The organism is Kribbella soli (genome assembly GCF_004331345.1).
GTDB classification, from domain to species: domain Bacteria; phylum Actinomycetota; class Actinomycetes; order Propionibacteriales; family Kribbellaceae; genus Kribbella; species Kribbella soli.
The window spans coordinates 1,246,525-1,265,888 of sequence record NZ_SJJZ01000002.1 but is presented as its reverse complement, the minus strand read 5'-3'; the positions used below and the strand labels follow the sequence as shown (position 1 = coordinate 1,265,888).

At 68.2% G+C, this 19,364-nt stretch carries 20 protein-coding genes; 17 read left to right on the top strand and 3 right to left on the bottom strand.

All coding sequences use genetic code 11. The features are described 5' to 3' along the window. The first annotated feature begins 79 nt into the window (after nt 1–79). Genes E0H45_RS20140 through E0H45_RS20130 form a run of 3 tightly spaced genes read left to right on the top strand, consistent with a single transcriptional unit; the run spans nt 80 to nt 2,918 of the window. On the top strand, nt 80–988 hold the full coding sequence (locus E0H45_RS20140) for an ATP-binding cassette domain-containing protein (RefSeq protein ID WP_131339430.1): 909 nt from the start codon (nt 80–82) through the stop codon (nt 986–988). After that, the gene (locus tag E0H45_RS20135; protein WP_131339428.1) at nt 985–2,325 is read left to right on the top strand and encodes an ABC transporter permease subunit; all 1,341 of its coding nucleotides are present in this window, start codon (nt 985–987) and stop codon (nt 2,323–2,325) included. The genes E0H45_RS20140 and E0H45_RS20135 overlap by 4 nt, the downstream gene beginning before the upstream one ends. Next, nucleotides 2,322–2,918, top strand: a complete 597-nt coding sequence (locus E0H45_RS20130) for an ABC transporter permease (RefSeq protein ID WP_202872411.1) — start codon at nt 2,322–2,324, stop codon at nt 2,916–2,918. The genes E0H45_RS20135 and E0H45_RS20130 overlap by 4 nt, the downstream gene beginning before the upstream one ends. Here E0H45_RS20130 and E0H45_RS20125 read toward each other — a convergent pair. Further along, entirely contained in the window at nt 2,866–3,129 is a 264-nt protein-coding gene (locus tag E0H45_RS20125; protein ID WP_131339426.1) for a hypothetical protein, read from the bottom strand. The two genes, E0H45_RS20130 and E0H45_RS20125, sit on opposite strands and share 53 nt — an antisense overlap. A gap of 32 nt (nt 3,130–3,161) precedes the next feature. Continuing rightward, nucleotides 3,162–3,605 (bottom strand): class I SAM-dependent methyltransferase, encoded by a 444-nt coding sequence (locus E0H45_RS20120; protein ID WP_202872410.1) that lies wholly within the window; start codon nt 3,603–3,605, stop codon nt 3,162–3,164. Nucleotides 3,606–3,675: 70 nt separating this feature from the next. Here E0H45_RS20120 and E0H45_RS20115 point away from each other — a divergent pair, with 70 nt between their 5' ends. The 3 genes from E0H45_RS20115 (at nt 3,676) to E0H45_RS20105 (ending at nt 7,116) form a co-directional block, all read left to right on the top strand. Further along, complete coding sequence (locus E0H45_RS20115; protein ID WP_131340637.1) at nt 3,676–4,185, top strand: DUF1990 family protein; 510 nt, start codon at nt 3,676–3,678, stop codon at nt 4,183–4,185. Nucleotides 4,186–4,213: 28 nt separating this feature from the next. Continuing rightward, entirely contained in the window at nt 4,214–4,741 is a 528-nt protein-coding gene (locus E0H45_RS20110) for a hypothetical protein (protein ID WP_131339422.1), read from the top strand. Nucleotides 4,742–5,097: 356 nt separating this feature from the next. Next, nucleotides 5,098–7,116, top strand: a complete 2,019-nt coding sequence (locus E0H45_RS20105; RefSeq protein WP_131339420.1) for a GxGYxYP domain-containing protein — start codon at nt 5,098–5,100, stop codon at nt 7,114–7,116. Nucleotides 7,117–7,170: 54 nt separating this feature from the next. On the opposite strand, the gene E0H45_RS20100 is transcribed toward E0H45_RS20105, so the two are convergent. Beyond that, the gene (locus E0H45_RS20100) at nt 7,171–7,785 is read right to left on the bottom strand and encodes an AMIN-like domain-containing (lipo)protein (protein WP_202872408.1); all 615 of its coding nucleotides are present in this window, start codon (nt 7,783–7,785) and stop codon (nt 7,171–7,173) included. 106 nt (nt 7,786–7,891) lie between these two features. Between E0H45_RS20100 and E0H45_RS20095 the strand changes: the two genes are divergently transcribed. From E0H45_RS20095 to alaS, 11 genes are all read left to right on the top strand, one after another. Beyond that, entirely contained in the window at nt 7,892–8,689 is a 798-nt protein-coding gene (locus tag E0H45_RS20095) for a GNAT family N-acetyltransferase (RefSeq protein ID WP_131339417.1), read from the top strand. Nucleotides 8,690–8,734: 45 nt separating this feature from the next. Further along, nucleotides 8,735–11,365 carry a preprotein translocase subunit SecA gene (locus E0H45_RS20090; protein WP_131339415.1) on the top strand — a complete coding sequence of 877 codons (2,631 nt, stop codon included), beginning with the start codon at nt 8,735–8,737 and terminating at the stop codon, nt 11,363–11,365. A gap of 13 nt (nt 11,366–11,378) precedes the next feature. Then, nucleotides 11,379–12,068, top strand: a complete 690-nt coding sequence (locus tag E0H45_RS20085) for a VC0807 family protein (RefSeq protein ID WP_131339413.1) — start codon at nt 11,379–11,381, stop codon at nt 12,066–12,068. After that, nucleotides 12,069–12,320, top strand: coding sequence for a hypothetical protein (locus E0H45_RS20080; RefSeq protein WP_131339411.1), 252 nt, complete (start codon nt 12,069–12,071; stop codon nt 12,318–12,320). It abuts the gene before it with no gap. Further along, nucleotides 12,317–13,240 carry a hypothetical protein gene (locus E0H45_RS20075; RefSeq protein WP_131339409.1) on the top strand — a complete coding sequence of 308 codons (924 nt, stop codon included), beginning with the start codon at nt 12,317–12,319 and terminating at the stop codon, nt 13,238–13,240. Before E0H45_RS20080 ends, E0H45_RS20075 begins: the two co-directional genes overlap by 4 nt. A 159-nt stretch (nt 13,241–13,399) precedes the next feature. After that, complete coding sequence (locus tag E0H45_RS20070) at nt 13,400–14,788, top strand: replication-associated recombination protein A (protein WP_131339407.1); 1,389 nt, start codon at nt 13,400–13,402, stop codon at nt 14,786–14,788. Between the two features lie 7 nt (nt 14,789–14,795). After that, nucleotides 14,796–15,104 (top strand): nuclear transport factor 2 family protein, encoded by a 309-nt coding sequence (locus E0H45_RS20065; protein WP_131339405.1) that lies wholly within the window; start codon nt 14,796–14,798, stop codon nt 15,102–15,104. Between the two features lie 107 nt (nt 15,105–15,211). Continuing rightward, entirely contained in the window at nt 15,212–15,865 is a 654-nt protein-coding gene (locus tag E0H45_RS42920) for an excalibur calcium-binding domain-containing protein (protein ID WP_238155107.1), read from the top strand. A gap of 155 nt (nt 15,866–16,020) precedes the next feature. Further along, entirely contained in the window at nt 16,021–16,431 is a 411-nt protein-coding gene (locus tag E0H45_RS20055) for a DUF948 domain-containing protein (RefSeq protein WP_130388436.1), read from the top strand. Further along, nucleotides 16,428–16,679 (top strand): DUF6167 family protein, encoded by a 252-nt coding sequence (locus E0H45_RS20050; RefSeq protein WP_131339403.1) that lies wholly within the window; start codon nt 16,428–16,430, stop codon nt 16,677–16,679. Before E0H45_RS20055 ends, E0H45_RS20050 begins: the two co-directional genes overlap by 4 nt. 5 nt (nt 16,680–16,684) lie before the next feature. Beyond that, the gene (gene alaS, locus E0H45_RS20045; protein ID WP_131339401.1) at nt 16,685–19,354 is read left to right on the top strand and encodes an alanine--tRNA ligase; all 2,670 of its coding nucleotides are present in this window, start codon (nt 16,685–16,687) and stop codon (nt 19,352–19,354) included. Nucleotides 19,355–19,364: the final 10 nt, after the last annotated feature.

Below are 19,364 nucleotides of genomic sequence, written 5' to 3'. Positions count from 1 at the left end.
CGATGCCAGGCGGCTGGTGACAACCAGGTGACAGCCGAGCGCACCGAGGCGTCACCGCGGTCCGCGTACAAACCATGCCATGACATCGATCGAGGTCGCGGAGTTGCGGAAGTTGTACGGCGGGACGACGGCGCTGGACGGGATGACGTTCACGGCACGGCCCGGGCGGGTGACCGGGTTCGTCGGGCCGAACGGCGCCGGGAAGTCCACGACCATGCGGATCATCCTGGGGCTGCAGACTGCCGATGCGGGACACGCACTGGTCTGTGGCCGGCCATACCGGTCGCTGAGGCACCCACTGCGTTCGCTTGGCTCGTTGCTGGATGCATCGGCTCTGCACCCGGCCCGAAGCGGCCGCAACCACCTCCTGTGGCTGGCACAGACACAGGGCCTTGGCACGCGTCGCGTCGACGAGGTGATCGAGCAGGTGGGGCTGGCGTCCGCAAGTCGCCGTACCGCCGGCGGCTACTCGCTGGGCATGCGGCAACGGCTCGGTATCGCGGCTGCGTTGCTGGGTGATCCACCCACGATCATGCTGGACGAGCCGTTCAACGGCATGGACCCCGAAGGCATCGTGTGGCTGCGTCGCTTCCTGCGCTCTCTGGCCGAGCAGGGGCGGGCCGTACTGGTGTCCAGCCACCTGATGAGCGAGCTACAGGACATGGCCCAGCACGTGGTTGTTGTAGGTCGCGGCCGGGTGATTGCTGACAGCAGTGTCGCCGAGCTGATCGCGGCGGTCTCGGGTGATCGGGTGCGGCTGCGTACCAGCACACCTGAGCCGGTCGCCGCAGCACTCACAGCTGCAGGCGGCCAAGTGGTGGAGGCCGACGGACTCGTCGTACGGCGTCTTGCGGCCGAGCAGATCGTGGCTGTGCTGACGGCCAACGGCCTACCCTTCTCCGAGCTCACGCCACACCGGGCGACGCTGGAAGAGGCGTACCTGGACCTGACCGGCGAGGCAGTCGAGTACCGGGGAGCGCCGGCGTGAACCTGTTGCGGGCGGAGTTCACCAAGTTCCGGTCCGTGCCTGGCTGGGTGCGGGGCGTTGTCGGGGCGGCGCTGCTGATCCTGCTGTTCCCTCTGACTGGTCTCGGCGGCGGGCCGGGTGACAAGACGTCTTCTGTGACAGGGCCGGACGGCCAGCCGGTCAACAACTCCTACTCCTTCGTGCACCGGCCGTTGGCAGGGGACGGTCAGATCACCGTTGCCGTCAGCAAGCTGTCCTCCGAGCAGGGCGGGCCGTGGGCGAAGGCCGGGCTGCTGATGAGGGCAGGGTCGCGGTACGCGGCGATCATGGTCACCGGCGGGCACGGCGTACGGATGCAGCACGACTACCTGTACGACAAGGCTGGTCCGGCGGCGCGTTGGTTGCGGCTTACGCGCTCCGGAGACACAGTGACCGGTGAGGCGTCGGCGGACGGCGCTCGGTGGACCGTGGTCGACAAGGTGCAATTGAGCGGCCCCGTGCAGGCAGGGCTGTTCGTTGCCTGCCCGTCTCGGATCAGGGGGATCGGCATCGCCGACGACACTGCGACCGCGGTGTTCAGCAGCCCGGAGCTGGCTGGCGCTTGGCCGGTCGCTGAGTGGGCCGGGAGCGTGGTCTCTTCAGGTGCAGGCTTCACCATGACGGGTCGCGGCGATCTCGGGCCGGCGACCCGCAGCGACGTACCAGTGGGAGCTGCCGCCGGCGACCTGCTCTTCGGTACCTTCCCGGCGCTGATCGTGATCGTTGTCGTGGGCACCCTGATGGTCACCACGGAGTACCGGTACGGGGTGATAAGGCTCAGCTTGAGCGCCGGCACCGGCCGGGTCCGCATGCTGCTGGCGAAGGCCGTGGTGCTTGCCGGTGCGACGTTCGCAGCTGCTCTCATAGCCACTGCGCTCGCAGTACCGCTGTGGTTGCGGGTAGTTCGCAGCCTCGGTGCTTACGTGTTTCCAGCTGGTCCGCTGGTACTGCTCCGGGCTGAGGTGGGTACGGCGGCAGTACTAGCCAGCACGGCTGTTCTGGCGTTGAGCGTTGGCGTCATTCTGCGGCGCAGTGCGACAGCCGTCACCACCGTGGTCGTTGTGACCGTTCTGCCGTACCTCCTGGCGCTCACGCCGTTCCTGCCGCCGTCGCTGGCGCAGTGGATGACACGGGTGACTCCGGCCGCTGCATTCGCCGTACAGCAGACGTTGACTCGCTACCCGCAGGTCGACAGCGTCTACACGCCGGCGAATGGCTATTACCCGCTAGCACCGTGGGCTGGTCTGGCGGTGCTGTGTGGATACACCGCGGTCGCTCTGACGGTTGCCGCCGTATTACTGCGCCGGAGGGATGTGTGAGGGCCGAGTGGACCAAGTTGCGTACGACGCCTGACGCCGCGTGGCTGCTGCTGGTCACGGTGATTGTCACTCTTGCCCTGGGCGCTGCGGTGTGTGCGGCTGCCACTACCTGTGGCACCAAGGTCCTGCTCAGCGGTGTGTACGCGGGACAGGCGCCGGTAGCAGTACTGGGCGTGCTCGTGGTCAGTGGCGAGTACAGCACCGGCCTCATCCACACAACGCTTGCTGCAGTGCCCAGCCGGGCGACCGTGATGGCAGCAAAGGCAGTGGTAGTCGCCGTGGCGGTTGCCGTGACCGGGACTGCGATGTCTCTGGTGGCGCTTGCCGAGGGCAGCGAGCTACGTGCCGCGGGCCACGCCGTCGCGTACCTGGTCCTCATCGCGGTCCTCAGCGTCGGAGTGTCCGCCGTCGTCCACGACTCCGCGGTCGCCATCGGCAGCGTGCTCGGCCTGCTCTATCTTCCGCCGATCCTCGCTCCACTGGTGGCAAACCCCCACGTGGTCGAAGAGCTTGCTCCGATGACGGCAGGTCTTCCTGTACTCACCGCGTGGTCTCTTGGTGCGCTCCTGGTCGGAACGCTCCGACTGAGATGACGTTGCCGCCGTCCTGTGAGATGACGCGCAGCCCGGCCCGCTCCAGCTCGGCACGGAGCGCGTCCGGACGCAGGTGGCGGCGGTGGGGGAGGTACCAGGTGTTGTCGAGTTCGACTGCGTCGGGAGCTGTTTCGGTGGATCTCTCGTAGCAGATGCCGGTGGTGGCGTCGTACCGGAAGTGGTCGTCGTAGACGCGGTCCGGGTCGTACATGGCTGTCGAGAGGATGTAGTGGCCGTTGGGTTTCAGGCGGTCGCGTACGGCGGCGAGGACGTTGGCGCGGTCGGGTCCGTGACGATCGACTGGAGGCAGTAGCTGTCGACAATCACGTCGTACTGCTTGCTCCCGGCAGGCATTGCGCACACGTCCTGCACGCTGAAGTTGACGGTCACGCCTCGTTGTCGCGCGAACCGGCGGGCGAGGGTGATCGCTTCCGGGATCAGGTCGATCGCGTCGACGCGGAACCCTCGTGCGGCCAGGAAGCACGCCGCGGCGCCGGTGCCGCAGCCGTATTCCAGTACGTCGGCCGACTCCGGGAGTTGGGGGAGTGCGTGCTCGAGGAAAGATCGGTTCGGGAAAGCGTCGAAGTCATCGGTGCGATCGTCCTCGAACAGGTCGTTCCACTGCGTCAGCCCTTCCCGCTCGAGCCGCTCGTAGGCCGCCTGGTGCTCGGCGTAGTAGTACCGCACCCGCTTACTATGTCCCGCCGTACTCCGGCCAACCACTGAATTTGCACACAATGGGGTTGTGACGACGGACATGACGTACTCGGCCGTGGGGGCGACGTGCGTTTCTGACCGCGTGTGGACAGCTGCGCCGGTCGGGTATCGACGCTTTGAGCGGACGACCTGCATCGGACAGGGCGTGGAGTGCTGGGACGTCGCGGCGGCCGCGATGGGGCGGTGGACCATCAAGACTCGCAGCGGATTCTCCGTCCAGCCCTCTATCGGTGGCGAACCGGCAGTTCGGGAGGACCAGGACTACACGCTGCTCGCAGCGCTCGGACCGTGCACGCTGAGAGAGCCGGTTCGGGTTGTCGCTGTGGTCGCTCGTCCTGACCGACGTGGCTTTGCTTACGGCACGCGCCAAGGTCACCCCGTCTCGGGTGAGGAAGCGTTCGTCGTGCACCGTTCACCCGACGGGGCGGTGTGGCTGACGATACGGTCCATGACACGGCCGGGCCGGGGTGCGTGGCGGTTGGCTTTTCCGGCAGTTCTGGTTGCCCAACGCTGGTATCGCCGCCGCTACCAAAGAGCCTTGGTGTCGTGACGGCCCGCGGCTCCGGGAAGATGTGCGCATGAACGAGGACGAGGACCTCCTGGTCGAGCAGGCGGCTCGCGAGGCAGCCGTGGCGCAAGCTGAGCTGATCGAGTCGGAGGCGGAGGACGCGAAGGCTGACCCGGCGGTTCAGGAGGAGGAGATCCGGCAGTCGAACCTGATCTACGGCGGACTGTCCGCCGCCGGACTGGTGGTCGTCCAACCGTTCCTGACCACGTCGCCGCTGGATCTGACCGCGACGATCTGCGTGGTCGCGTTCGCGGTCTCGATCCCGCTGCTGGCGGCGCTCCTGGTGCTGAACCGGCAGGAGACGTTCCGCCGCCAGGCGACCAGGTCCCGCCTTGTCAGCGTGGCCAAGGCGGCCGCGGAAGGGTCCGCGTTCGTCGGCCTCACCGCGGCCTTCTGGCACATCTCGACGATCGCCGGCATCACGTTCCTCCTGGTCGGTTTCTTCGCCGTCGGCGTCCACTCCGCCGGCTACACAAAACTCGAGTACGACGCCAACTTCCGCTTACGATTCCGCCGTCCCAAGCCACCCACGCCCTGACCGACGGTCGGTCTCCTGGGTCAACTTGCCGTCTCCGGCGGACTGCGGTTACTCGTGAGCGCGGTCAGCCGGTTGCCGGGGGAAGAGACACCTTTCGGGTGCTGCGGACAGGGAATACCAGGTACGAGCCCACCAGAACCTGTCTCACGGCCTCGCAGTTCACCCACACATCGGACAGAAGAGCCGCTATTGCCTGTTCACAGACCCGGTCGCCTGTCTCGAGTCCTCGAGCGCGTCCTGCGGAAACGATTCCAAGAAATCGGGCCAACGTTGTAACGAGCTATGTACACGCTCTCTTGGCGTTGCTAGATTCCGGGCTGATTTGACATCGATGTCAACCTCAGGGAGTGGTCGCGATGGTTTCGAGACGTGCGTTCCTGGCGGGCAGCGGTGCGGTGACGGTGGGTGGGCTCGGAGTAGTTCCGGGCTTCTTGTCGACAGCGCAGGCTGCGGTTTCATCGACGTCCGGCAGCCCCGCTCGGCTGCTGCCGGTGTTCAACCGCCCGAGACACCTGGATTACGGCGATGTGAGCAAGCTCAGCGGGGGAGACCAGACCCTGCTGACAACGTTGCAAGGCATCGTCAACCGTACTGAGCCCGAGTTGTACTTCCTGTACGACACCGGCACGGTGAGCGTGCCGGACGCCAAATGGCTGGCCGACATGCACCTGCCGACCAAGCTGTACAAGAACCCGCTGGACCTGGTCGCGAAGTACCGCGGCCGGATCCGCGGCGCGATCGTGCACGACCCCGCCGTACCGGACTCGCTGAACGTGGCGACGACGCTCGCCGGACTCGAGAACGCGGTCGTCGCCGACGCGGATCAGGCCAAGGCACACGGTCTGAAGATCGTGAAGGACCTGCGCGGGATGTTCGACGACGACCGCGTGAAGACGTATCGGTGGCAGCTGGACAACCTGTTCCCCAAGGTCACCCACAAGCTGCTCGCCGGCCTGCCGCCGACCCGCGTGGTCGACGTCGAGGGCGTCCAGTGGCAGGAGATCGCCCGCGAAACACAGCAGATCCGCGACTCGTCGAACCGCGGTACGTACGACCTGGACGTCTCGCCGAAGCTCGGCAAGGAGGCCGTGTACGTCCGGTTCGCGGACTCGTTCACCGACGACGGCTGGGGTGCTTCGGTGCTGTCGGTCTCCGTCAAGGCCAACGGCACCGAGATCGCCCACTTCCTCCCCAACACACCGGAGGAAGCGCCGTACCTGTTCGACGGCTCGCACTCCTCGATCGGCGGTGAGAACAACCGCTTCGCCGACGGCGGCAACTACTGGATCTACCGCTTCGAACCACCAGCCGGTACGACGTCCCTCGTCGTGACCGTGGAGATGTGGAACCAGTACCTGGTCTCCGCGACCGACACGTCGCCGACCCGCATCGAACCGTTCGCGTACTTCCGCGACTACGTGGTGGCCACCAAGGCCCTGGTGAGCTGGCTACCACCGGGTGGCGCGACGGGCGACCTGCTCATCGAGCACTACGCGAAGTACCCGACGCTGGCGCCGTACATGGGCTGGTTCGCGAACGACGTCTCCGGTGAGTGGGACGGCGTCGATCTCGCGAGCAAGGGCGGTTCGCCCGTGGTCGCGGCCGACTTCTACATGAACGGCACCGTGCACGCCGGCTTCACCGCACCGATCTCCGACAAGCCCCGGCCGGTACGCCGGATCGACAAGCCGAAGAACAAGGTCTACCTGACCCTGACCTTCGGTGAAGGCGACAACATCCAGTACTGCCAGCGCCGGCTGCGCGAGATCTGGGACGACCCGAAACGCGGGCAGGTGCCGACCAACTGGACCATCAGCCCGCTGCTCGCCGAAACCGGCCCCGGTATCTACAGCTACTTCCAGCGCACCGCGAGCTCCAACGACCTCCTGGTCTGCGGCCCGTCCGGCGGCGGTTACACGTACCCGGGTTCGTGGAAGCCCGCCGAGCTGACCGAGTACCTGAAGATGACCGGCGGCTTCATGCGCCGTACCGGGCTCGACGTCGTGTACGCGTACAGCAGCCGCCAGGACGACAAGTGGATCCTGCTGTCGCCGGAGATCGCCGGAGGGTACGCCGAGTACACGCCGACGAAGGGCATCATGCAGACCTGGGACGGAGACCCGCTCACCGTCCGCCAAGGCGGTCTGCCGATCACCGGACAGTGGGGTGCACCCGGTAAGGCTGCCGAGTTCAAGGCCGCGCTCGACCAGCGGATCGCCAACTGGGACGGTGCGAGCCCGCTGTTCATCTCCGGTGGGATCGGTGCCTGGTCCTGGACGCCGTCCGACATGGCCGAACTCGGAGCACTACTCGGCGACCCGTACGAGCTGATCCTGGCGAACAGCTTCTACGACCTGCTCAACAGAGTGCTGTAGCGAACACAAGGCGCGGCCGCCCGCGGGGAACGGGCGGCCGCTTTTGTGGGGGGCTTACCAGTGGTGAGCGACGTCGATCACCAGTCGGGAGTTCGAGCCCGGTCCCGCGAGCGTGAAGACGCGGAACGGGAGCCGGGCGCGGACGCCCAGACCGATCGTCGTCTGACCCTCGAAGCTCCCGGCGAACGCGAGCTGCCGGAACGTGCTGTACCCGGCCACGTTGGTCAGCGCCTTCGGGTTCTTCGGGCTGTACGTCGCCTTACCGGTGTCGATGTTGTACGACGGCGCGCGCACGACGATCTGCAGTTTCGCGCCGCCCCGCAGCGGGACGAGGAAGCCCGAGCCGTCCTGGTAGACGTTGCGGACGTAGCGGACGTCGTACCCTGTCGGTCCGCCGGTCAGGTCGACGACGAACCGGTCGTAGCAGGCGTGCCGTCCGGTGCGCACGTTGGTGACAGAGGTCGTCGCGGGCGTCGAAGCACGAACGTTGCTGTTTGCCTCGGGCAACGATCCCCAGCCGCGCGGGCAGGACGCGGTCGAGACTGTCGATGCGGTGCGGGGGGCGGTGGACGATCCGGTCAGTGCCGGCGCGGCGAACGCGGCCGCGGGGACGGCGAGCACCGCGAGTGCGGCGACGATCGTCTTGGGTATTTTGTGCTGGATCTTCATGATGCTTTTCCCCCTTGTATGGACACTTACTTGGACGACACCAGTGGCCAACTGGTTTACTTTCGAGCCCGGTGATTTCAGGTAGTCGATCGGGCACGATGTGCAGATGACCCCTGAAGAGCTGCTCGACGTTTTCCACCGGCGGATCCGGTTGCCGGACGCCGACGCGATCCCCGGCTGGAAGCAGGAGCACGACGGTCTCGTGCACCGTTCGTACGTCGAGGGCGCCGAGGGAGCCGGGTTCGTCGAGACACCGCGCGGGCTGGGCGACGACCCGGACGCGGTGATCGCCCAGGAGGTGGCGTTCTTCCGGGAGCGCGGCCTGCCGTTCGAGTGGAAGACATACGCGTACGACGAACCGGCCGACCTTGGTGAGCGGCTGGTCCGGGCCGGGTTCACGCAGGAAGAGCCGGAGACGCTGATCCTCGGCGAGGTGGACCGGATCCTGGAGCGGCCGTCCGCGCTGCCGTCGAAGGTACGGCTGCGGGAGGCCGACGGGCCGGACGACTTCCACCGGATCGGCGTACTCACCGACACCCTGTGGAACAGCGGTCTTGAACGGATCGTCGAGCGGCTCGCGGGGGAGGCGCGGATGTTCCCGGACCGGTTGTCGGTGTTCCTGGTCGAGGACGCGCTGAAGGGCCCGGACGGACCCGCCGTGTCGGCCGCCTGGATCCGGTTCCATCCGGGCACCGGGTTCGCCAGCCTTTGGGGCGGCGGCACGCTACCGGAGTGGCGCAGGCAGGGCATCTACAGCGCACTGCTCGCTCATCGCGCCCGCCTCGCGAAGGAGCGCGGCTACGAGTTCCTCCGCGTCGACGCGTCCGAGGACTCCCGCCCCATCCTGCAGAAACTCGGCCTGTACGGCGTAACTGTGACAACGCCGTACGAATGGACACCCTGACCTGACCTGCGGAACGACACACCGAGGCTGTACGTTGCCTGCATCATGGCCCTGAAAATCGCTTCTCGCTTCCGCCGGCTGCTGCAGCGCCCCGGCTCGATCGATCTCGGCCCGTACGAACGGCTCACCCAGCTGGTCGGCGAGGCGGAGGAATCGGTCCTCTCCCTGACCGACGAAGAGCTCACCGAGGCGGTCGCGGAACTGCGCACCACCGGCGGGCTGCACGAGGACGAGCAGATCGAGTTCCTCGCGCTGGCCCGGGACGCGGGGAACCGGGCGATCGGCGAGCGCGCGTTCGACGGCCAGGTCGTCGGCGCGCTGGCGATGCTGCAGGGCCGGGTCGTCGAGATGGCGACCGGTGAGGGCAAGACGCTGGCCGGCGCGATCGCCGCCGCCGGGTACGCCGTGGGTGGCCGCAAGGTGCACGTGCTGGCGGTCAACGACTACCTCGCCAAGCGCGACGCCGAGTGGATGGGCCCGGTGTACGAGCTGCTCGGCGTCACCGTGTCGCATGTCGGCCAGGCGTCCACGCCGGAGGAGCGCCGCGAGGCGTACCAGGCGGAGGTCTGCTACGTCCCGGTCAGCGAGATCGGCTTCGACGTACTCCGGGACCGCCTCGTCACCGACGTCGCGGACCGGGTCACCGTCGAGGCCGACGTGGCGCTGGTGGACGAGGCCGACTCGGTGCTGATCGACGAGGCCCGGGTCCCGATGGTGCTGGCCGGCGCGACCCGGAACGAGGCGCTCGACGACGACGTCGTACAGCTCGTCCGGACGCTGCGCGCGGGGGTCGACTACGAGATCGACGGCGACGGCCGGACGGTCGCGCTGACGGACCGAGGCACCGACAAGGTCGAGAAGGCGCTCGGCGAACGCGCGGCCGAGGAGGCAGCGGCCGAGGTCGGCGACGCGGCTGACGGCGACGCAGGTGACGTCGGCGAGGTCGACTCCGAGACGGGCGCCGACGACAGCGTCGGGACCGATTCCGACGCCACTTCAGACGCTGACGCTGACGCTGACGACGGGGCCGCGGCCGAGCCTGAGCGTCCGGGGTTCAACCTGTACGACGACGAAAACCTGGACCGCTTGACCCAGATCAACGTCGCGCTGCACGCCGAGGTGCTGCTGCGCAAGGACGTCGACTACCTGGTCCGCGACGGCAAGGTCAGCCTGATCAACAACAACCGCGGCCGGATCGCCAAGCTGCAGCGCTGGCCGGACGGTCTGCAGGCGGCGGTCGAGGCGAAGGAGGCCGTGCCGGTCAGCGACTCCGGTGAGGTGCTCGACAGCATCACCGTGCAGGCGCTGATCAAGCGGTACAAGTCGCTGTGTGGCATGACCGGTACGGCGGTCGTCGTGGGGGAGTCGCTCCAGGAGTTCTACGACGTCGAGGTCGCCGTCGTACCGCCGAACAAGCCGAACGTCCGCAAGGACGACCAGGACCGGCTGTACCTGACCGTCGACCAGAAGAACGAGGCACTGGTCAAGCACATCGGTGAGGTGCACGAGACCGGGCGGCCGATCCTGATCGGGACGCACAGCGTCGAGGAGTCCGAGCAGCTCAGCGACAAGCTCGAGGCGGCCGAGATCGAGCACGTCGTCCTGAACGCGAAGAACGATGCCGAGGAAGCGGCGATCATCGCGGAGGCCGGTGTGCCGGGGACGGTCACCGTGTCGACGCAGATGGCCGGCCGCGGTACCGACATCCGGCTGGGCGGCAAGGACGAGACGCACGACAAGGACAAGGCCCTCGAGCTCGGCGGCCTCTACGTCGTCGGCACCGGTCTGCACGCGTCGCGCCGGCTGGACGACCAGCTGCGCGGTCGCGCGGGGCGGCAGGGTGACCCGGGCGGGTCGCTGTTCTTCGCCAGCCTCGCCGACGAGCTCGTCACGCGGTACTCCGTTTCGTCGGGCCTCCGCCCGCACCCGGACGACACCGGCCGTCTCACGGACCGCAAGTCGGTCGGCATGCTCGAGCACGCCCAGCGGGTCGCGGACGGCGCGAACGCGGAACTGCACCGTACGACGTGGCAGTACAACCGACTCACGGGGCAGCAGCGGGCGATCCTGCTCGAGACCCGCGAGAAGGTGCTGACCGAGGATCTGGCCGCGGACGAGCTCGCCGAGCGCGCCAAGGAGCGGTACGACGAACTGGTCGACGAGGTCGGCGAGGACGTGGTGAAGGCTGCGGCGCGGCGGATCGCGCTGCGGCATCTGGACCGGCGCTGGACCGACCACCTGGCGTATCTGGCGGATCTGCGCGAGGGCATCCACCTGCGCTCGCTGGCCGGCGGGATCGTGCACATGAAGCCGATCGACGAGTTCAACAAGTCGGCGATCGCGTCGTTCGACACGCTGATCGAGGACGCCTGGAAGGACACGGCCGAGACGTTCACGGACGCGGAGATCACCTCCGAGGGCCTGAACGAGGAGACCAGCGGCATCCCGCGGCCGACCGCGACCTGGACGTACCTGGTCAACGACAACCCGTTCGGCACCGAGGCGGACCGGATCCTCGGCCGCCTCCGGAACGCGATCAAGCCCGAGTCGTCCGCCGAGTCCGAGGAAATCCTCCCGGAGGAGTTCGACGAGGACGACCTGCCCGAAGAGCTCCGCGACGCCGACGCCGACGACGAAGACGAAGCTGACGACGGGGTCGAGAAGAAGAAGGACTGAGACTTTGGTCTAGGTGCGGACAGCCGTCGGCTCGATGCCGGCCGGCGGCTCGGTGGGCGACGCTCTCGGCATGCCCAGCACGCACAGAGGTCCCTGGCTCCTCGTCGTCGACATCGCACTCCCGCTCGGACTCTTCTACGGTCTGCGGGCGCTCGGTGCGAGTGACCTGACCGCGCTGCTCGTCGGTGTGGTCCCGGGGCTGATCAGTTCGGCGGTGTCGCTCGTGCGCACCCGCCGTACCGACCTGGTCGGGATGGCTGTCGTGCTGAGTATGGTGGCGAGTTCGGTGGTCGCCGTGCTGGGTGGGGACGCTCGGCTGCTGCTCGTCCGCAACGCGTGGATCAGTCTGCCGTTCGCCGGCATCACGTTGTGGTCGCTGCGGCATCCGCAGCCGCTGACCTACATCGTCACGCTCGCGTTGATGCCGCGGCGGGCGCGCGCGATGGAGCAGCTGTGGGAGACGAACGCGCGGTTCCGGGACGCGTGGAAGTGGATCACGGTGTTCTGGGGGATCGCGACGATCATCGACGGGATCGTGCGGATCGTTGTGGCGTACACCTTGCCGATCTCCGTCGTACCGGCTACCGACCCGGTGATCACTGTCGCCACGATCGTCGTACTGCAGGTCCCGACGATCGTGCTGCTCCGGCGCAGCGGCACATGGCACCTCGTGTTCGCCCCTCGGCGGCCTACAGTCAGGTGAATGACGGACGACAAGCTGTCACAAGAGCGCGTGCGTGAGTTGCTGGACTCCGGAGAGGCGACGCCCTTGCTCGCCGGGATGGAGGTCGGTCCGACCTGGTACGCCGACCGCTGGTGGTACATCCCGGACGAGGCCGCGGACGATGCCGACTACCAGCCGGCGGGTCCGGAACTGTCCGAGGAGTTCGATCGGTTGCGCGTCCGGGCGCAGGCGATCGAGGACGTACAGGCCGAGCTGGACGGTCGCCGGTGACTGCCGGGGAAGACCGCGGTCGGCCCATCGCGGCGACACGGCAGGTCGTGGAGATGTTCGCCACCGAGGCGTTGCTCGCGCTCGACAAGTACGAGCGGTCGTTGCCGGCCGATGCGACGGACCGGGGCCAGCAGACGGCCGACCGGCTCGCGCACTGGTGGAAGCAGCTGAAGATGGACGATGCGTTGCGCGGTGGCGGCGGGACGGACGCGGAGCAGATCCTGGCGAAGGCGGCCGACCTGGCGCTCGATCCCCACAATCACGAGGGGTTGCGCGTCGAAGACGCGGCCGCGCAGGCGAAGATGATGGCTGACTTCCGCGGGCGCCCCACGGCGATGAAGGACATCGCCGACTTCCGTCGCGAGTTCGGCACGGCGTACGGCGGGACAGCCGACGTACCGGCCAGCGGCGACGAGTGGCTCGCGCAGTCCCTGACCCGACTCGCCCGGGCTTCCTTGCTGCGGGACGTGGTGACACGAGGCGCCAAGGCGGAGTTGAGTCGGCCGCTGCGCGACGCGGCCGATGAGCTGGTCCAGCAGGGGCAGAAGCTTATGGACGGCCAGGATGAGCTCGCCGTACGGCAGCAGATGTCCGCCGCCGAGGACGCGTCGTACCGGCACCAGGTCAGGCTCGTCGTGGGGAGCCTGGTGTACGCCGCCGGCGTGACCGCGAGCGGTGCGCCAGACCTGGCTCAGGCGGCGATGCTGGCACCCGCCGCCGCGGTGGCCATAACGCAAACCGTCAAGAGCTGGAATGCCAGGCAGAATCCTCCCGAGCCAGGCCTCGACCCCGCCCAGGCCCAGCTCCGCTCCGTCCGCACCGACCTCACCAACACCCTCGACACCCCCACCCCAGCCACTCGCCGCGACACCCGCGCCATCCGAAATGCCACCACCCGCCGCCCCGACCACGGCCGCTGACCTACTCACATCGTCTTTGAGCACCCACCAACCGTTCGACGAGCGCTGAAATGGTTGGTGGGTGCTCAAAGACGGGAGCTGGGCGGTGGCGTGGCTCCCCGGTGGTGCGAGCGGTCCGGTGTTCGGCGGGCTGTCGGTGGGGGTGGATAGGCTTCTGGGGTGAGTGATGGGTTGTTCGATCTTCCGGGTGCGCTGGCGCCGGCCCGTGGTGGTGGGAGTCTGGCGGACGCGGACCACACCGCGGCTCCGCTGGCGGTGCGGATGCGGCCGCGCAGTTTGGACGAGCTGGTAGGCCAGCAGCATCTGCTGGCGCCCGGCTCGCCGTTGCGCCGGCTTGTGGAGGGCGACCAGCCGATGTCGCTGCTGCTCTGGGGCCCTCCAGGGACGGGCAAGACGACGATCGCGGCCGTCGTCTCGCACCAGACCAACCGGAAGTTCGTCGAGCTGTCGGCGGTCACCGCCGGTGTGAAGGACGTACGGCAAGTGATCGACGGCGCGCGCCGGGACCTGTCCCGCGCGACCGGAACGGTCGAGACCGTACTGTTCATCGACGAGGTCCACCGCTTCACGAAAGCCCAGCAGGACGCGCTCTTGCCGGGCGTCGAGAACCGTTGGGTGACCCTGGTCGCCGCGACCACCGAGAATCCGTTCTTCTCGGTCATCTCGCCCTTGCTGTCCCGCAGTCTGCTGCTGACGCTCGAGTCGCTGACCGACGACGACATCGCGCTCCTGCTGGACCGGGCGCTGGCCGACGAGCGCGGGTTGAACGGCGAGTTCGAGCTGGCCCCGGACTCGCGGGATCACTTGCTCCGGATGGCCGGCGGAGACGCCCGCCGGGCACTCACGTACCTGGAAGCCGCGGCCGGCGGAGCCCGCGCCAAGCAGGAGCAGACCGAGCCTGGTAAGCCTGCGCTGATCGACCTCAAGACGTTGGAGACTGCGGTTGATCGGGCTGCGGTGCGGTACGACCGGGCCGGGGATCAGCACTACGACGTCACCTCCGCGATGATCAAGTCGATCCGTGGTTCGGACGTGGACGCGGCGATGCACTACCTGGCCCGGATGATCGAGGCGGGGGAGGACCCACGGTTCATCGCGCGCCGGCTGGTGATCTCGGCCAGCGAGGACATCGGCATGGGGGACCCGACCGCGCTCGGCGTCGCGATCGCCGCCGCCGAGGCAGTGCAGCTGATCGGAATGCCGGAGGCGCGGATCAATCTCGCCCAGGCGGTCGTCGCGCTCGCACTCGCGCCGAAGTCCAACGCGGTGATCATGGCCGTCGACGCGGCGATCGCGGACGTGAAGGCGGGCAAGGTCGGCCCGGTCCCGCCGCACCTGCGGGACGCGCACTACGCCGGCGCGAAGAAGATCGGCCACGGGTCGTCGTACCAGTACTCCCACGACGACCCGCGCGGCGTCCTCCCGCAGCAGTACGCCCCGGACGTGATCGACGGCACCGACTACTACAAGCCCACCCGCCGCGGCGGCGAAGCGGCGTACGCCGACCGCGTCGCCGCCATCCGCAAGATCCTCCGGGACCGCAAATGAGCCGCGGATGAGTCGTACGGCGGACCACGTCGACGCCTTCAACCTGGCGGTGACCACGGGCGACTGGCACACGTTCGCCGATCGGTTCGCCACCGACGCGACGATGCGGTTCGTCGGCGTCCCGGTCGGTCCGTTCGAAGGGCGGACGGCGGTTGCTGCGGCGTACCGGGAGAATCCGCCGGCTGAGACGATGACGCTGCTCGAGGACGGCGACGAGCGGGCGCGTTTTCGCTGGTCAGGTGGTGGAACCGGCTCGATGGAGCTGCGCTGGGCGCCGGACGGAGCCGTGCAGGCACTCACCGTGAGCTTCGATTGAAGCGTTCGAGTCGGTAGGCTGCATCTCGGCCTGGGGGCGGAAGGTATTTGGTTTTGAGGCAGCCCCATCCCCAGAACGGTCCACGGCATCTTCGTAAGCGTCCGCCGGTGCTCAAGCTCGGTGTGGCCGCGGCAGCAGTCGCTGTGCTGGCCGGAGCGGTGTTCCTGTTCCCGTTCAGGTCCCAGCACTCGGAGTCCGGCCAGGCACCGCAGGCCGGCAGCTCGTACAGTCCGACGATCGATCGGTCGGAAGGTACGACGCGATCGAGCACGCGGCCGACGTTCCCGGTCGGAAAGCCGCTGAACCCCCTCGCACCGCAGACGAGCGCAGGGTCCACGTCCAACACGCCGTTGACCGGCCCGAGCACGAACGACCCGACCACGAACGACCCGACCACCCCGGACCCCACGACGGGAACCCCACCCGGCACCCCAACAGCAAGCACCACGTCACCCACGACCACAGCACCCACCGCACCGTCATCAAGCACCCCGTCACCCATCACGCCGACGACGCCGACGACGCCGACGACCACCACGCCGGCCCCGACCACCCCGTCACCCAGTACGCCGACGCCGACACCGACCGCGAGCACCGCCGTACCGTCGGCCACGCCCAGCAGCACGCCCGCGGTCGTCTACCGGGACTGCGCCGAGGTCAGGGCCGCCGGCAAGGCTCCGCTGTACCGAGGCGACCCCGGCTACACCCCGGAGTTGGACAGCAACGGCGACGGAATCGCCTGCGAGCGCGGCAACTCCTGACCCTCACAACGCGGTTTGGTGAGGGACTGTGATGTGAGGGATGGTGTCCTGGAGCGGAGTGCTACAGGGGCGCGCGATAAGGTCGGGCGGTCCACAAGGTCGCACAGAGTTCGCGGCAGGTCGCATGAGGTCGCTACGGAAGGTGGATCGTTTCCATGAGCGTCGGTGAAGTAGCGGGGCTGATAGCCGCCTGCGCGCTGCTCATCCTGGTGGGCCTGCTGGCCTATCCGATCCTGAAGCTCGGCAAGGTGTTCGACGAGACCCGGATCATGGTGAAGGGCGTCTCCGACTCCAGTGTCCCGCTGCTCGGCGAGGTGACCACCACGGTGGCGACCACGAACGCCCAGCTGGCGAAGGTGGACACGATCACCGACAACGCGACCACCGTGACCACGAACGCGGCCGCGCTGATGTCGCTGTTCTCGGCTACCGCCGGCGGCCCGCTGGTGAAGGCGGCTGCGTTCACCTACGGCGTCCGCCGGGCGCTCGGTGAGCAGCAGCGCAAGGACGTGTCGCGGCGCGTCAAGGAAGAGATGAAGGCCGAGCGGAAGGCGCGGAAGCGGTGAAGCGGATCTTCTGGCTGATCGTCGGGATCGCCGTCGGCGTGTACGCCGTGACCCGGCTGAAGAAGCGGGCCCAGATCCTCGCTCCGGAGAGTGTCCAGGAGTCCGCGGCCAAGCTTGCCGCCGCGGTCCGGCACTTCGGCGACCAGGTCCGCGAGGGCATGGCCGAGCGGGAGACCGAGCTGCGCGACGCGCTGGGCATCGAGAACGCATCCCAGACTGATTCGACACAGCGTGAGGACTACCGGTAACACCCATGGAAACCAGTGAGATCAGGCGGCGGTTCCTGCAGTACTTCGAGGACCGGGGCCACACCGTGGTGCCGAGCGCGCCGCTGCCGTCGCCGGACCCGAACCTGCTGTTCAATGTCGCCGGCATGGCCCAGTTCGTGCCGTACTTCGTCGGCCAGCAGACCCCGCCGTACCCGCGCGCGACCAGCGTGCAGAAGTGTGTGCGGACCCTCGACATCGAGGAGGTCGGCAAGACCACCCGGCACGGCACCTTCTTCCAGATGAACGGCAACTTCTCGTTCGGCGACTACTTCAAGGAAGACGCCGTCAAGTTCGCCTGGGAGCTGGTCACCAAGCCGCAGAACGAGGGCGGCTACGGCTTCGACGAGTCCGTCCTCTACGCCTCGGTGTACTACGAGGACGACGAGGCGATCGACATCTGGAAGCGGGTCGCCGGGCTGCCCGACGACCGGATCGTCCGGCTCGGCATGAAGGACAACTTCTGGTCGATGGGCATCCCGGGTCCGTGCGGCCCGTGCTCGGAGATCCTGATCGACCGCGGCCCGGAGTTCGGCGCGGACCGGGACTGGGAGGCGGGCGACCGCTACCTGGAGTTCTGGAACCTGGTCTTCATGCAGAACATCCGCGGTGAGGGTGGCGGCAAGGACGGCTACCCGATCCTCGGCGAGCTGCCGAAGAAGAACATCGACACCGGTCTCGGCCTGGAGCGGGTCGCGTACCTGCTGCAGGGCGTCGACAACATGTACGAGATCGACGAGATCTACCCGGTGATCGAGAAGGCGACCGAGCTGACCGGCCGCAAGTACGGCGCGGAGCACGAGGACGACGTCCGGTTCCGGGTCGTCGCCGACCACGTGCGCAGCGCGCTGATGCTGATCGGCGACGGCGTCACGCCGGGCAACGAGCAGGGCGGGTACGTGCTGCGTCGCCTGCTGCGCCGGGCGATCCGCTCGATGCGTCTGCTCGGTTACGAGGACCCGAGCCTGGTCGAGCTGCTCCCGGTGAGCCTGGAGCAGATGAAGAAGTCGTACCCGGAGCTGGTCACCGACTTCGGCCGGATCAGCCAGGTCGCGTACGCCGAGGAGGAGGCGTTCCGCCGTACTCTCACGGCCGGTACGACGATCTTCGACGTGGCGGTGCGCGACACCAAGGCGGGCGGTGCGCACCAGCTCGAGGGCGCGAAGGCGTTCCAGCTGCACGACACGTACGGCTTCCCGATCGACCTGACCGTCGAGATGGCGGCCGAGCAGGGCCTGAACGTCGACACCGAGGGCTTCCGCTCGCTGATGAAGGAGCAGCGCGAGCGGGCCAAGGCCGACGCCCGTGCCAAGAAGGCCGGTCACGCGGATACCTCGGGCTACCGGGAGCTGCGGGAGAAGGGCGTCACCGAGTTCACCGGCTACCAGGAGCTCTCCAGCGACTCCCAGGTCCGTGGCCTGCTGCGTGAGGGTGCGGTCGCGCCGTTCGCCGAGCAGGGCGAGACCGTCGAGGTCGTGCTCGAGAAGACCCCGTTCTACGCCGAGTCCGGCGGCCAGATCGCCGACGAGGGCCTGATCGTCGGCGACGGCCTGAAGCTGAAGGTGCTCGACGTACAGCGCCCGGTCAAGGGCCTGATCGTGCACAAGGTCGAGGTTGTCGAGGGCGTCCTGCGTCCCGGCGAGGACGTGCACGCCGCGGTCGACCACGAGTGGCGGGTCTCGGCCTGCCAGGCGCACTCCGGTACGCACGTCGTGCACGCCGCGCTGCGCCAGGTGCTCGGCCCGAACGCGCTGCAGAGCGGTTCGTACAACAAGCCCGGTTACCTGCGGCTCGACTTCGCGTGGTCGTCGGCGCTGGACCCCGCGACCCGGTCCGAGATCGAGGAGGTCGCGAACCTCGCCGTACGGCAGGACCTTCCGGTGTCGGCGCAGTACATGACGCTGCCCGAGGCCCGGGACTGGGGCGCGCTGGCGCTGTTCGGTGAGACGTACGACGAGCAGGTCCGCGTGGTCGAGATCGGCGGGCCGTGGTCGCGTGAGCTCTGCGGCGGTACGCACGTGAAGCACTCGTCGCAGGTCGGTGCGCTGACCGTCACCGGTGAGTCCTCGGTCGGCGCCGGTGTCCGGCGGATCGAGGCGTTCGTCGGCATGGAGGCGTTGCACTACCTCGGCCGCGAGCGGGCCCTGGTCCGGCTGCTCAGCGAGAACCTGAAGGCCCGCCCGGAGGAGCTGCCCGCCAAGGTCGCCGACCTGGCCGAGCGGCTGCGGGTGGCCGAGAAGGAACTCGAGCGGATGCGCGCCGCGCAGGTGCTGGAGGCCGCGGCCGAGTTGGCGAAGGAGCCGAAGGACGTCTTCGGCGTCCAGTACGTCGGCCACCGCGCACCCGACGGCGTGAACGGCGGCGACCTGCGCAAGCTGGCGCTGGACGTCCGCGGCCGGATGCCGAACGACAAGCCGGCCGTGGTCGCCGTGCTGAGCGTGAACGACGGCAAGCCCGGCGTGGTGATCGCGCTCAACGACATGGCTCGTGAGTGGCGGCTGAAGGCCGGCGACCTGGTCCGGATCGCGGCCGAGAAGCTCGGTGGCCGCGGTGGCGGCAAGGACGATGTCGCGCAGGGTGGCGGCACGGACGCGGCCGGTGCCGACGACGCGCTGAGCGCCGTCGAGCACGCGATCGGCCACCAGGTCACCGGCTAGATGAGCCGGC